Annotated in this window: 12 protein-coding genes; 1 reads left to right on the top strand and 11 read right to left on the bottom strand. The window is 70.9% G+C overall.

The window, feature by feature from the left end:
• Nucleotides 1–69: 69 nt before the first annotated feature.
• Nucleotides 70–1,443, top strand: a complete 1,374-nt coding sequence (locus QE388_RS08000) for a glutamate decarboxylase (RefSeq protein ID WP_307384605.1) — start codon at nucleotides 70–72, stop codon at nucleotides 1,441–1,443.
• Nucleotides 1,444–1,459: 16 nt separating this feature from the next.
• On the opposite strand, the gene QE388_RS07995 is transcribed toward QE388_RS08000, so the two are convergent.
• The 11 genes from QE388_RS07995 to QE388_RS07945 all read right to left on the bottom strand — a co-directional run bounded on the left by QE388_RS07995 (nucleotide 1,460) and on the right by QE388_RS07945 (nucleotide 13,636).
• Nucleotides 1,460–3,082 (bottom strand): ABC transporter ATP-binding protein, encoded by a 1,623-nt coding sequence (locus tag QE388_RS07995; protein ID WP_307384604.1) that lies wholly within the window; start codon nucleotides 3,080–3,082, stop codon nucleotides 1,460–1,462.
• Nucleotides 3,079–3,675, bottom strand: a complete 597-nt coding sequence (locus QE388_RS07990) for a GbsR/MarR family transcriptional regulator (RefSeq protein ID WP_307384602.1) — start codon at nucleotides 3,673–3,675, stop codon at nucleotides 3,079–3,081. Before QE388_RS07990 ends, QE388_RS07995 begins: the two co-directional genes overlap by 4 nt.
• Nucleotides 3,672–5,189: a serine hydrolase gene (locus QE388_RS07985; RefSeq protein ID WP_307384600.1), complete on the bottom strand. Its 1,518-nt coding sequence runs from the start codon at nucleotides 5,187–5,189 to the stop codon at nucleotides 3,672–3,674. Before QE388_RS07985 ends, QE388_RS07990 begins: the two co-directional genes overlap by 4 nt.
• Before the next feature lie 2 nt (nucleotides 5,190–5,191).
• Complete coding sequence (locus tag QE388_RS07980; protein WP_307384598.1) at nucleotides 5,192–6,082, bottom strand: ABC transporter permease; 891 nt, start codon at nucleotides 6,080–6,082, stop codon at nucleotides 5,192–5,194.
• A complete protein-coding gene (locus QE388_RS07975; RefSeq protein ID WP_058595434.1) occupies nucleotides 6,075–7,007 on the bottom strand; it encodes an ABC transporter permease in 933 nt (310 codons plus the stop codon). The genes QE388_RS07980 and QE388_RS07975 overlap by 8 nt, the downstream gene beginning before the upstream one ends.
• Nucleotides 7,004–8,344: a M14 family zinc carboxypeptidase gene (locus QE388_RS07970; RefSeq protein ID WP_307384596.1), complete on the bottom strand. Its 1,341-nt coding sequence runs from the start codon at nucleotides 8,342–8,344 to the stop codon at nucleotides 7,004–7,006. Before QE388_RS07970 ends, QE388_RS07975 begins: the two co-directional genes overlap by 4 nt.
• Nucleotides 8,345–8,404: 60 nt before the next feature.
• On the bottom strand, nucleotides 8,405–9,982 hold the full coding sequence (locus tag QE388_RS07965; RefSeq protein ID WP_275800859.1) for an ABC transporter substrate-binding protein: 1,578 nt from the start codon (nucleotides 9,980–9,982) through the stop codon (nucleotides 8,405–8,407).
• A 174-nt stretch (nucleotides 9,983–10,156) separates the two neighbouring features.
• Nucleotides 10,157–10,777, bottom strand: coding sequence for a response regulator transcription factor (locus QE388_RS07960; RefSeq protein WP_275800860.1), 621 nt, complete (start codon nucleotides 10,775–10,777; stop codon nucleotides 10,157–10,159).
• On the bottom strand, nucleotides 10,774–11,964 hold the full coding sequence (locus QE388_RS07955; RefSeq protein ID WP_275800861.1) for a sensor histidine kinase: 1,191 nt from the start codon (nucleotides 11,962–11,964) through the stop codon (nucleotides 10,774–10,776). Before QE388_RS07955 ends, QE388_RS07960 begins: the two co-directional genes overlap by 4 nt.
• The gene (locus QE388_RS07950; RefSeq protein WP_275800862.1) at nucleotides 11,964–12,767 is read right to left on the bottom strand and encodes an ABC transporter permease; all 804 of its coding nucleotides are present in this window, start codon (nucleotides 12,765–12,767) and stop codon (nucleotides 11,964–11,966) included. The genes QE388_RS07955 and QE388_RS07950 overlap by 1 nt, the downstream gene beginning before the upstream one ends.
• Complete coding sequence (locus QE388_RS07945) at nucleotides 12,764–13,636, bottom strand: ABC transporter ATP-binding protein (RefSeq protein ID WP_275800863.1); 873 nt, start codon at nucleotides 13,634–13,636, stop codon at nucleotides 12,764–12,766. Before QE388_RS07945 ends, QE388_RS07950 begins: the two co-directional genes overlap by 4 nt.
• Nucleotides 13,637–13,841 lie beyond the last annotated feature (205 nt).

The following is a 13,841-nucleotide window of genomic DNA, read 5'->3' as shown; positions in this document are numbered from 1 at the left end:
CCGGAAGCGGGTTCTGCCAGGCTCGGGGCGAGCGCGCCGGTCGGCGTCGCAACGACGGAGGACACCCCCATGACCCACCGACCCGACGATGCGTTGACGCCCGTCTTCGACCGCGCCGGCGAAGCCACCCGCCGTCGCCGCGACCGCTTCCCGCGCACGCCGGAGCTGCCCGAGACGGCGTATCAGATCGTGCACGACGAGATGATGCTCGACGGCAACGCGCGCATGAATCTCGCGACCTTCGTCGGCACGTGGATGGACGAGCACGCCGACCGCCTGTACGCCGACGCGTACGACAAGAACATGATCGACAAGGACGAGTACCCGCGCACCGCCGAGATCGAGCGCACGTGCTGGCGGATGCTCGCCGACCTCTGGCACGCCCCCTCGGTCGAGGGTGCCGCGGGGACCTCGACGATCGGCTCGTCCGAGGCGTGCATGCTGGGCGGGCTCGCGCTCAAGCGCCGCTGGCAGCACGCCCGCCGCGCCGCCGGGAAGTCGACCGAGAAGCCCAACCTCGTCATGAGCAGCGCGGTGCAGGTGTGCTGGGAGAAGTTCTGCAACTACTGGGACGTCGAGGCCCGCTACGTCCCCGTCACCGATGAACACCCGGTCTTCGACGGCCACGACCTCGCCGACTACGTCGATGAGAACACGATCGGCGTCGTGGCCATCCTGGGCGTGACGTACACCGGGGCGTACGAGCCCGTGGCATCCATCTCCGAAGCTCTGGATGCCATCGAGCAGGCGACCGGTCTCGACATCGCCATTCACGTCGACGGCGCCTCGGGGGCGATGGTCGCGCCGTTCCTCCGGCCCGAGCTCGTGTGGGACTTCCGGCTCGAGCGCGTGCACTCGATCTCGACCTCGGGACACAAGTACGGCGGCGTGTACCCGGGCGTGGGGTGGATCGTCTGGCGCGAGGAGAAGTGGCTCCCCGAAGACCTGGTGTTCCGCGTGAGCTACCTCGGCGGCGACATGCCGACCTTCGCGCTGAACTTCTCACGCCCCGGAGCCCAGGTGCTGCTGCAGTTCTACCTGTTCCTGCGTCTCGGCTTCGAGGGATACGCCACCGTGCAACGGGGGCTGCAGAAGGTCGCCCTGCACCTGTCGCACGGGATCGGCGCGATGAAACCGTTCGAACTGGTGAGCGACGGGAGCGACCTGCCGGTGTTCGCGTGGCGCATGCGCCCGGGCTACACGGAGAACTGGAACCTGTATCACCTGTCCGACCGGCTGCGTATGCACGGCTGGCTCGTGCCCGCGTATCCCCTGCCCGACGACATGTCCGACCGCACCGTGCAGCGGATCGTCGTGCGCGCGGGACTCAGCCTCGACCTCGCCGACGACCTGCTCGATGACATCCGCACCGAGGTCGCCTACCTCGACAAGCTGCAGTCGCCGATGCCGACCGAGGGCACGGGCCCGGGGTTCCACCACTGAACGGGTGCCGCGGAGCTCAGGCGGCGGCGGAGCGACGCCTCGCCTGCACGCGCGGATCGGGAACCGGGACGGCGGCGATGAGCGCCCGCGTGTATTCCTCGCGCGGGGAGGCGAGCACCTCGCGGCGAGTCCCCTCCTCGACGATGCGCCCGCGCTGCAGCACGACCACCCGGTCGCTCAGCTGGTCGACGACCGCGAGGTCGTGGCTGATGAACAGGCACGCGAACCGCAGCTCCTGCTGGAGCCGTCGCACCAGGTCGAGCACGGTCGCCTGCACCGACACGTCCAGCGCCGAGGTGGGCTCGTCCGCCACGAGAAGTCGGGGCTCGAGCGCGATGGCGCGGGCGATCGCGACGCGCTGACGCTGACCGCCCGACAGCTCGTGCGGGAAACGGCCCGCCCAGGATGCCGGGAGCTCGACGTCCGAGAGCAGGGCCGCGACCCGTGCCTCGCGCTCGCGCGGAGAAAGGGCGGCGTGCGCCCGCAGCGGCTCCGCGATCGAGGCCCCGATGCTCATGCGGGGGTCGAGTGCCGCGGTGGAGTTCTGGAACACGACCCCGACCGACCGCTTGACCGCGAGCGACGCGGCCCGACGGGCGGTGCGGAGGTCGACGCCGTCGATGAGCACCCGCCCCGAGGTGATCGGGGCGAGGCCCAGGGCGCACATGCCGATGGTGCTCTTGCCCGACCCCGACTCCCCCACGAGTGCCGTGGTCTGCCCGCGGGGGATGCGAAGGCTCACGTCGTCAACGGCGGTGAGCGCGCGCGCCCCGCGGCCGTAAACGACCGTGAGGCCGTCGACCTCGAGCACGGGCTCTCCCTCCGCGTCGACCGCGACGCGTTCCGACGCGCCCAGGCGCGGAACGGCGGACAGCAGCTCGCGCGTGTAGGGCGCCGACGGCGCGTCGAAGATGCGCTGCACCTCGGCGCGCTCCTGCACCTCGCCGCGTCGCAGCACCACGACGCTGTCGGCCATGTCGGCGACCACGCCCATGTCGTGCGTGATGAGCAGCATCGCCGTGCCGGTGCGCTCGCGCAGCCGACGCATCACGTCGAGCACCTCGCGCTGCACCGTCACGTCCAAGGCGGTCGTCGGCTCGTCGGCGATGATCAGCTCGGGATCGCACGCGAGGGCCATCGCGATCATGACGCGCTGGGCCTGACCACCCGACATCTGGTGCGGATACGAGCGCACGCGCGCGGCGGCATCCGGAATCTCCACCATCGTCAGCAGCTCCACCACGCGGGCGCGGCGGGCGGCGCGGTCCATGTCGGGACGGTGCACGCGCAGCACCTCGTCGATCTGATGACCGATCGGGAAGACGGGGTCGAGGGCGTTCATCGGGTCCTGGAAGACGAAGGCGATCCGCGAGCCGCGGATGGCGTTCAGGCGGTTCTCGTCGAGCGCGAGCAGGTCGACGCCGTCGAATACCGCGGTGCCGCGCACGCGCGCCCGCTCGGGGAGCAGACCGACGAGGGCGAGGGCGCTCACGCTCTTGCCCGAGCCCGACTCCCCCACGAGGGCCACGATCTCGCCGCGTCCGACGGTCAGGTCGAGGCCCGCGACGGCCACCACCTCTTCTTCGCCGAGGTCGAAGACGACCTCGAGACCGGTGACCTCGAGCACGGGCGCGGTCACGAGCCCGGCTCCCGCTCGGGCGTGTCGGCGGCGTCGGCGGGCGTCGCGGCCGCCTCGGGGACCGCCGCGGCCGCGTCGGCGGCGAGGGTGCTGTCGCGGTACTCCTGCCACTCGGCCAGCATCTTGCGGTGGTGCCCGACGAGCCAGGTCATGTAGCGCAGGGCGTTGGTCAGGCGCGTCCGAGGTCGCGATGCGTCCTCGGGGAGCACATCGAGGCCGAACTCGAGGGTCGAGTTGATGCGGCGGACGTAGTCGCGCTCACCCGCGAGGAATCCTCCCCACACGTCGTCCTCGGTGCGGAAGTAGTGGCTGCGGTCCCCGGGGATCGCGTGCCGCTTCAGGAAACCGAGGTTGACCAGCGCCCGGGTCGACATCGACACGGCACCCGCGCTCGCCTGAAGCAGATCGGCGATGCGGGCCGACGACAGGTAGGGCTCGTCGACGATCAGGAGCAACGCGAGAACACGCCCTTCCATCCGCGGGTTGCCCGCCGCGCCCCACGCGTATGCGAAGTCCTCGACGAAGGCGCTCACGGCCTCGTCGAGCACGTCGGCGGGCGCGCCGTCTGGCGTGATGCGTTCTTCGTCCGTCACAGGGCCATCCCCTTCAGCAACTCCGACGGCTGCTCCGTCGACAGAGCGTAGCGATAGCGCTCGAACGGCCACATGGACATGCCGCTCAAGCGGATCGACACGACCTCGCCCGCGGCATCCCTCTCCACGCTCACCGGTTCTCCACTCGCGCCGAAGCTCGCGCGCGACGGGAGGCGCAGCGTCCCGTCGTCGTCGACGTCGAGCACCTCGGCGGAACGAGCGGGGTCGGGATCGGCGGGGTGCAGCACCGCCACGGCACCGCCGAGATCCACGAGGTCAGCCACACTCCACATGCTCGCGAACCGTCCGGTGACCGCAGCCTCGGCCGGCTCGCGGTCGGCCTGGGCGAGGGCCAGACGCAGGATGCCGATGGCCCCCGTCGCAAGGACGTCGGCCGGACCGTCGATGGCGTTGGTCAGCACGCTCACCACGATGTCGTCGTCGAGGTCGAGCCACGTGCGCGTGATGTGGCCGGGGTATCCGCCACTGTGTCCGACCAGATGCACCCCGTCGAGATCGCGCACGTCGAAGCCGAGCCCGTAGTGGCGAAGGACCCCGGCGTACTCGATGTCGGACTCCCGCCGCTGCAGCAGCCTCTTCGCCGCGTCCGACACGAGGGTGTCGTCGCCGGGAGTGTGAGCGGCGAAGTACGCCGACAGGTCGCGCGCGGTGCCGAACCATCCCGTCGCCGCGGCCATGGCGCGCGTGTCGACGTGCGGGATCACGCGCCGCGGAGCCCCGGCTCGCAGAGCCGCGTTGTGGCCGGCGGCGAAGTCGTCGGCCCGATCGGCATCCCATTCGGGACCGAGGTCGTCGAGACCGAGCGGGCGCACGATGTGGTCGACGACGTACTGCGCGTACGAGACGCCCGCCGCGGCCTCGATCACGAGGCCCAGCAGCGAGTAGCCGACGTTGGAGTACTTGAAGTGCTCGTTCGGGGCGAACACGCGTCCCTCCTCCGCCGCCATGCGAAGGATCTCGGCGCGGTCGGGGAAGGGCAGCCCGCGCTGCCAGAAGTCGGCGACGACGCCGTCGCGGATGACGCCGCCCTGGTGGCCGAGGAGCTCGCGCACGCTGACGTCGCCCACCTCGGCATCCGCGAGTTCGGGGAGCCACCGCGACAGCGGGTCGTCGAGGCGGAGCGCGCCGCTCTCGACGAGCTGCAGGACGGCGGTCGCGGTGAAGGTCTTGGAGTGGGACGCGATGCGGAAGAGGTGTCCCGTCGTCAGCGGCTCCGACGTCGCGGCGTTCGCGACGCCCCAGGCCTCGTCGAGCAGCAGCTCGCCGCGGTGGCGGATCGCGACCTGGATGCCGGGAACCCCCCGCAGCTCGTGCTGGAAGCCGATCCACTGGGCGACGTAGGCGGCACCGGCACGCAGGAGCGCGTCGCGCCGGGCGTCACCGGCCGCCGCCACGTCACCCGTCGTCGCACCGGAGGCGAGGGCGGTGGCGGGGGCGTCCGGGGCGGTGGCGTCGGTCAACGTGGCGGCGGGGGCTTCGGGAGGGGTCGACACGGTCAGCGTCCTTTCGGGTCGAGGGCGTCGCGCACGGTGTCGCCCAGGGTGATGAGCGCGAGCACGGTGATGCTGAGGAAGAGCGCGGGGAACAGGAGCATATGCGGGGCCGTGCCGACGTACGACTGCGCGTTCGCCAACTGCAGACCCCACGAGATTGTGGGGGCGCGCAGCCCCACACCCAGGAAGGTCAGTGTCGACTCGGCGACGATGACGCTGCCCACGAACGTCGCGGCGATCGCCAGCACGGGCCCGATGGCGTTGGGGAGCACGTGGCGGACGACGATCTGCACGTGCGAGAGCCCGATGACCGACGCGGCGCGCACGTAGTCGGTGCCGCGCACGCTGCGCACGGCGCCTCGAACGAGACGCGCCATCGTGGGCCATGAGAAGAAGGCGAGCACGAGAGAGACGAGCACGGGGTCGGGCTTGCCGAGACTGTTGAGCACGATGATCGCGCCCAGGATGAACGGGAACCCGAGGAACACGTCGGTCAGTCGCGAGATGACCGTGTCGACGATGCCTCCGGCGTAGCCGGCGATGGTGCCGAGCACGATCGCGACGACGAGGCACAGCGCGGTGGTCAGCAGTCCGATCGACAGCGAGGTGCGCGTGCCGAAGACGACGTTCGCGTAGATGTCGCAGCCCTGCAGGTCGGTGCCGAAGGGATGCCCCGGGCCCGGTGGCAGAGCACTGTCGACGAGATCGCACGCGCGGGGGTCACCGCTGCCGAAGAGCATCGCGATCGGGCCGGGCAGCAGGGCGATCAGCCCCAGGAGGGCCAGCACGATGACCGGCGCCCAGAAGGTCACGCGACGGCGCAGGACAGACCACAGGCCGCGGTCGACGAGGGTCGGCGCGTCGGGCGCGGTGGCGGCGATCATCTCAGACATGGCGGATCCTCGGGTCGAGGGCGGAGTTGACGAGGTCGACCAGCAGGCTGAGGGCCAGGAAGATGAGGATCAGCGTCGTGCCGACCCCCACCACGGTCGGACCCTCGTGCGTACGGATGGCGGTGAAGAGCAGCTGTCCGATACCGGGCAGGTTGAACACCCCCTCCACCACCACCGCGCCGCCCAGGAGGTACCCGAGGTCGATGGCGACGAAGGTGAGCACGGGAGCCACGGAGTTGCGCATCACATGCGTGCCGACGATCGTCCGACGCGGCACCCCCTTGGCCCGCAGCGTCCGCACGAAGTCGGACTGGAGCGTGTCGATGACGCTGCCGCGCATGAGGCGGGCGATCGCGGCGAGACCGAAGATCGCGATGACGGCCGCCGGCAGGATGTAGGCCGTCGGCCATCCCGCCGTCGTACCCGCGATGGGCAGCCACTTCAGCTGGAGTCCGAAGATCAGCTGGGCCCCCACGGCGACGACGAAGATGGGGATGGACGTCGCGAGGATCGTGGTCAGCAGCACGCCGCGGTCGATCCAGCTGTTCTTGCGCAACCCCGCCACCAGACCGAGGAGCACGCCGAGCACGACCTCGATCACCCACGCCGTGATCGCGAGCGTGATCGTCACCGGCCAGCGCGCGGCCATGCGATCGGCCACGGGCACGCCGTCGAACGTGGTTCCCAGGTCGCCGGTGAAGAGCCCGCCGAGGTAGCGCAGGTACTGCAGCAGGAGCGGATCGTCGAGGTGGAACTGGCGGCGCAGCTCGGCGACCACGGCGGCCGGAAGCGGGCGGTCGCCGCCCAGAGCAGCGATCGGGTCGCCCGGGAGCGCCCAGACCATCGCGTAGATGATGAAGGTGACGCCGAGGAAGACGATGCCGACCTCGATCAGTCGGGCGCCCGCGGCGCGCGCGAACCTCACGCGATCACCGCCGCGCGGGCGGCCGCGAGGACGGCGTCGAGCTGCACACCGACCAGGTCTGCGAGGGGCAGCGCCCGAAGCGGCACGCGTTCCGCCTCGGCGACCCACTCCTCGTAGACATCGCGGAAGGCATCGCGCTCGCGACGGACCGTGTCGTGGGCGACGCCCGCCGCACACTCCACCTCGAGTGCTCGGAGCAGCATGCCGCCGAACCGCAGACGGAAAGACCTCACGGCATCCTCGTTCGAGAACACCTCCGCCCGCGTCGCGATGCGGTCGACGGCCAGGCGCCGCGCCCGCTCGTCTTCCGCATCGGCGAGCGCCGTCATGAGCGGGGCGAAGGCCCTCGCACCGCGCAGCATCGGGCTCGGGATCGTCAGGTGCGCGTCGACCCGTGAGAGCGCGCCCCCGAGGGTCTCGCCGAGCGCCCTCAGCGCCTCGGCGCGGTCCTGCACGATGCGGCGGTACGAGATCCCGCCCGATCCCTCGTCTACGACGTCGTCGTGCGTCCAGTACGGAAGCTCGGCGACCATGACCAGGGTGCCGTGGCGCTGCAGATAGTCGGCCGAGCCTCCGCCCGACACCTCGGCGAGCGGGTCGAGTCCGAGACCCTCGAGGTAGTCGTACCGCTCCGCGACGGTGGGGCAGCGGAACACGGCGTCGCCCAGGCGCACCAGGTCGGGCGACTCGGGCTCGCCGATGTCGAGTGGCAGGCCGTGGCGGGCAGGGATCGCCGAAAGCTCCCGGACGAGCGCGTCGTCGTCGCGGTTCACGTAGAAGTAGACGCCGCCGACCTCGGCATTGTGCAATCCGACGAACAGGGCCGGCTCGACCTCGTCGAACAGATCCGCGAGCGCGCGGGTCTCGGGGAGCACCCGATCGAAGTGGAGCCGTTTGTAGGAGAGAGGGAAGCTCCACTCGACCTGCTCGTCGGGTGCCGGACGGTAGAAGGCCCGCCCGTAGGAGCCGCGGTCGCCGGGGGAGGCGAACCAGCCCTCGTTCATGCGTGTGCCGTCCGGGTCGATGCACGGCACGATGTGGAACGTCATCCCCAGTTCTCTCCGGAGCCCCTCGTCGGCGACGAGCCGCTCGGCGAGAGTGAGCGCGGTGTGGAAGCCGATGGGCTCGTTCGGGTGCACGCCCCCCGCGATGACGGCGTGCGCGCGCCCGTCGCCGATCGCGTAGACGGGGATGGGCTCGCCGAGCCGCGACCACCCGAGGATGCGGCGCCGCACGAGGTGCGGCGCGTTCTCGGACAGGGCGAGGAAGGCCGCCTCGAGGGCGTCGACCGTGGGGAAGCCGGTGAGGGCGGGCTGCGGAAGGGTGGGTGAAGGCATCGGGATTCCGTGGGTCGACGGCCGACGCGCGGGCGGGGGTCCCGCGCGCCGGCCGAGGGGTCAGCGCAGTTGGATCGCTCGGTAGGTCGGGTTGCCCACCGGGGAGCTCACGAGATCGGCGACGCGCTCGGAGGTGACGTACGAGTACGTCTCGTTGAACAGCGGCACCGCCGGGAACTCCTTCTGGATGATGCTCTGCACATCGGCGTACGCCGTGCCGTCGCCCGTCAGGTCGGCGTCGGCGGTCTGCATGGCGCTGGCGACCTCAGGGCTGTAGAAGGGGATGCAGTTGGCGCAGCCGCCGCCCTCGATGAAGAACACCCGCAGTGTCGCCTGCTGGCTCGGGTACAGCGCACCCCAGCGCGAGAAGAACGGCCCGCTGAGGTTGGCATCCGTCCTCTTCTGCAGGAACTCGGCCCAGTCCGCGGTCGGCGTCGCGGTCGCGTCGATGCCCAGGTTCTGGCGCAGCTGGTTGGCGATCGCCTCGTAGAGCGGATCGAGTCCCCCACCGCCGGGGTACGTGATCTCGAGCGGTCCGCTGAACCCGCCGGCTTCGGCGAGCAGAGCCTTGGCCGCGTCGGGGTCGTACTCGCAGTACTTCCCGCAGATGCCCGTCGGGGTCCCGGGCTCGATCGCGGGCGTCCACGCCGTGGCGGGGGTGTAGGTGCCGCCGTAGATGCGATCGATGATCGTCTGGCGGTCGATCGCCATCGACAGGGCCTGACGCACGCGCACGTCCTGGTACTGGGCGTTCCACAGGGGAAGGCCGAGGAACGAGATGCCGGGCGCTTCGAACGAATAGAGCCGGTCGCCGAAGTCGCTTCCGGCCTGGAGGAGACGGCTCGCGGGCACGCCCGCGACATCGAGGTTGCCGGCCAGCACGTCGGTGTAGGCGGTCTCCGAGTCGGTGTACGGCACGAAGGTGATCTGGTCGACGGTCGGCGCCTCGCCCTTGAACCCGTCGTAGGCCGACACCGTGATCGGCTCGTTCTCGACGTAGTCACCCGTCATCTGGAACGGGCCGTTGCCCACCGGGTGCTTGTTGTAGGCGTCGAAGTCCGAAAGAGCCGACTCGGGCATCGGGAAGAACGCGGTCTGCGCCTGCGTGACCTGCAGCGGGAACTGGCCGTCGGGGCTGACGAGCTTCACCGTGAAGGTGAGGTCGTCGACGACCGTCAGGCCCGACATCGTGGTGGTCGTGGGCGCACCGTCGGCGGGGTTCAGATCGCTGTATCCGACGATGGATGCCAACTGCCCCGAGTTCTCGAAGGCGTTGGGCCCGTACGCGACGGCGTTCCAGGAGTCGACGTAGCTCTTGGCCGTGACGGGGGTCCCGTCGTGGAACGTCCATCCGTCGCGGAGCGTGATCGTCCAGGTCTGGGCGTCGTCCGACTCGATGGACGCGGCCTGGACGTCCTGGAGGGTGCCGTCGGACTGCAGGAAGGCCAGCGGCGACCAGACGGCCATGTTGAAGTCGTAGGCGACGGACTGCCGGCCGGGGATGAGCTGCTGCGGGTCGGTGACGGCCACGCGGATGGATGTGTCGGTGGAGCCGGTGTCACCACCGTCGCCGCCGGAGCAGCCGGCGAGCGCGAGCGCGCCGGCGACCAGCACGGCGAGCGCGATTCTTCTCTTCATCAGGAGCCTCTCGGGAAAGGGCGGCGTTCCGCGCCCAAGGTGGGATGCAGGTGGAACTGCGCCCAGCGAACACCCGCGCTCACCGATGATCAATAAGAAACGTTCAGAAGTTTCAGTGCGAGATGAAAACTTAATCCCGAGGAAACACCTCTTCGCCGCTCGCGGAGCCGTGCGTCACAGGATGCCGAGCTCCATCGCGCGCGTCACGGCACGGGTGCGGTCGGCGACGTCGAGCTTCGCGAAAGCCTTCAACAGGTGCGTCTTCACGGTGGCCTCGCCCAGGTGCAGTCGCCGCCCGATCTCGCGATTGCTCAACCCCTGGGCGACATGGCCCAGCACCTCGACCTCACGCGCGGTGAGCACGGGCTTCTCGGCCGGGCGACCCGCGCGAGCGACCAAGACTCGGGCGACGCTCGGAGCCAGCGCGACCTCGCCCGCGGCCACCGCGCGGACCCCGGCGAGCAGCTCCGCCTCGGGCGCGGCCTTCAGCAGATACCCCGCGGCCCCGGCCGCGATCGCCCGCACGATGACGTCGTCGCTCTCGTAGGTCGTCAGCACGATCACCCGTGCCGACGGCACGCTCTCACGCAGCAGCGCCGTGGCCTCGTCGCCGTCGCGCCGCGGCATCCTCATGTCCATCAGCACGACATCGGGGCGCTCGCTCTCGACGACCGCCACCGCCTCGACCCCGTCGGAAGCGACCCCCACGACCACGATGTCGTCGGCGGTCTCCAGGATGCCGGCGAGCCCGGCCCGCACGATGGAATGATCGTCCACGATCACGACGCGGATCATGAACCCACCGTCTCACGCGGCACGCGGGCGGTCAGCACGACGGCACCCGGGGTGCCGTCGACGTGGAGCTCGCCTCCGAGCGACGCGAGTCGCGCCCGAAGCCCCTCGAGACCGAACCCGTCCACCCGGGCAGCCGGGTCGAACCCCGCGCCGTCGTCGGCGACGCGCAACTCGACGGCCTCATCGGCCTCGACGAGTGCGACCTCGATGCGCTGAGCCCCGGAATGACGGCGGGCGTTGGACAGCCCCTCCTGTGCGCAGCGGAGCAGAGCGACCTCGCTCTCGCGGTCGAGGGGGCCGACTGCATCCGCCCGCACCGCGATGTCACGGTCCGACTCCCGCGCGATCCGCGACACGAGGACCTTCAGCGCCTCAGCCAGCCCCTGGCCGCGCGACACCGGGGCACCCGCCGCGACGAGGGCACGAGTCTCGGCGAGCGCCTCGCGCGCGGCCTCCTCGACCAGAGCGAGCGTCGAGTCCATGAGCACGCCCGCCGCCAGGTCGCGCCGTCCGCGCTGGGCGAGCAGCACGGTGCCCGCAAGCGTCTGGGCGATCGTGTCGTGCAGCTCGGCGGCGAGGCGTTCCCGCTCGGCGACGACGCCGGCGTCGCGGTGCAGCACGGCGACCTCGTCTTGCGCGGCGGTCAGCTTGTCGAGCAAGGCCTGGGTCTCGACACCGTGCTGATACACGGCGGTGAACCACAGCCCGAGGCCCACGTTGCCCGCGAACGCCATCGCCTGGATGAGGGCGGCGCGCATCCACGTGTCGGCATCGCCGCCCCAGGCCAGGGCGACGAGCACGAGCACGGTCGACGCCGCGGTCCACGCGATGGCGGTCCGCCGGGACGAGGAGATCACCCACAGCAACGGATACGAGGCGAACTGCAGCATCGCGACCCAGGGAACCGCCATCACAGCCGTCGGCAGCAGGACGACGGCCGACACCGCCACGACGGTGGCCACAGCCGGCGACCCGTCGCCGTCGAGCACGCGCGGCAGCGCCGCCAGCACGATCGCGGCGTGCGCGGTAACGGCCCCGAGCGCGATGACCGCCGACGACCACGGAACGGTCCCCCACAGGGCCGCGACGACGACGATCATCACGCCCACCGCACCCGCCACTCCGTAGGCGAGCGACCATCCCCGCACGACGGAGGTCCCGGCATCCCGCGTGGTCGCGCGAGCCATCACGCGTCCTTCCGGACCCAGCGGAACGTCGCGCGCACCACGGCGAGACCGACCACGAGCCACAGCAGCGTCACGAGCAGGATCAGCGGGTGGTCCCACGAGCCCGAAGGTTCGGCGGCGGCGAAACCCTCGGGCAGGAACACCGAACGGAAGCCCTGCGCGAGCCACTTCAGCGGGAAGACGCTGGCGACGTTCTGTAGCCACTCGGGCAGGGCGGCGAAGTTGATGTAGACGCCCGAGATGAACTGCAGCAGGAGCACGATCGGGATGACGACGCCCGTGGCGCTGCGCCCGGTGCGCGGCAGCGCCGACAAACCGATACCGAGGATCGCGCACGTGGTCACCCCCAGCACGAACACCCACGCGAAGGTCAGCCAGCGTTCGGGCTCGGTCGGCAGCGGCACGCCGAAGAACACCGCGGCGACCGCGATCAGCAGGACCGACTGCAGGAAGCCGGTGACCAGCACCTGTCCGAGCTTGCCGATGAAGTACGACACGGGGCTGAGGGGTGTGCCGCCGAGGCGCTTGAGCGTGCCGTCGCTGCGCTCCATCGCGATGTCGATCGACATGTTCTGCAGCCCCGAGAGCAGGACACCCGCGGCGAGCATGGCCGGAAGGTAGAACTCCGGCGCGGAAATCTCCGACCCGGGCGGGCCGAACGTCGAACCGCTGAACGCCACCGAGAAGATCAGCAGGATCATCACCGGGAACAGGAACGTGAAGAACACCGAGTCGCCCTGACGGAAGTACGACCGCACCTCGAACGCGATGCGCGCGGCCCCCAGCCGCAGCACGCGGCTCACGCCACACCTCCAGCGGCCGTGCGACGCTGGTCGGCACCGAGGAATGACAGGTACACGTCTTCGAGGCTCGGGCGCACGACCTCGAGCCGCTCGGGCTCCCCGCCGCGCGCGAAGAGCGCCGCGACGAACGCCCCCGGGTCGTCGGTGCGCTCTTCACGCATTACTCCGCCCTCGCGCCAGCGCACGAGGGGTACGCGCGCATCGGCACCCCCGAGCTCGTCGATGAGACCCACGGATGCCACGGCCCCGGCGACGAGGATCGCGGCGCGCTCCGCCAGCTCGGCGGCCTCGTCGAGGTAGTGCGTGGTGAGCAGGATCGTCGTGCCCTCGGCCTGGAGGCTGCGGATGAGATCCCAGAACTGACGGCGCACCTCGGGGTCGAAACCCGTGGTCGGCTCATCGAGGAACAGCAGCTCGGGGCGGCCGACGATGCCGAGGGCGACGTCGACGCGCCGCCGCTGCCCGCCCGAGAGCTTGCGGACGCTCACCTTTGCCTTGTCGCTCAGACCGACGGCGGCGATAACCTCGTCGACGTCGCGGGGCCGCGGATAGAAGGAGGCGAAGTGCGCGAGCAGCTCCCGCACGGTCGCGGTGGGCGCCTCGCCGGTGTTCTGCAGCACGATGCCGAGGCGCGCCTTCCACTCCAGGCCGCCGCGGTGCGGGTCGACGCCGAGCACGCTGACCTCGCCGCTCGTGCGATCACGGTAGCCCTCGAGGATCTCGATCACGGTGCTCTTCCCGGCGCCGTTGGGCCCGAGCAGCGCGAACGTCTCGCCCCGGCGGATGTCGAAGCTCACCCCGCGCAGCGCCTCGAGGCCCCCGCGGTAGGTCTTGCGCAGGTTCTCCACCCGCACGACGTTCTCGCTCATGCCCTCAGTCTGACCGGGCGCGCGCCCGACGGGAACGACGGGCCGGTGGACTCGGCATCCATCGATCGGTGGATTCCACGGCCCGCCGCCCGCTGCCTCCCCCGCTGCCACCCGCCGCCCGCCCGCTGCCCGCCGGCCGCCGGCCCCCGCCGCCCGCCGCCGACCCCCGCCGGCCCCGCCGCCGGCCCCCGTCGATGACTTGCGT

The sequence above is a fragment of the Microbacterium sp. SORGH_AS_0969 genome, assembly GCF_030818255.1.
Classification (GTDB): domain Bacteria; phylum Actinomycetota; class Actinomycetes; order Actinomycetales; family Microbacteriaceae; genus Microbacterium.
The sequence above is the reverse complement of the archived record's forward strand: the minus strand, read 5'-3'. Positions and strand labels throughout refer to the sequence as shown.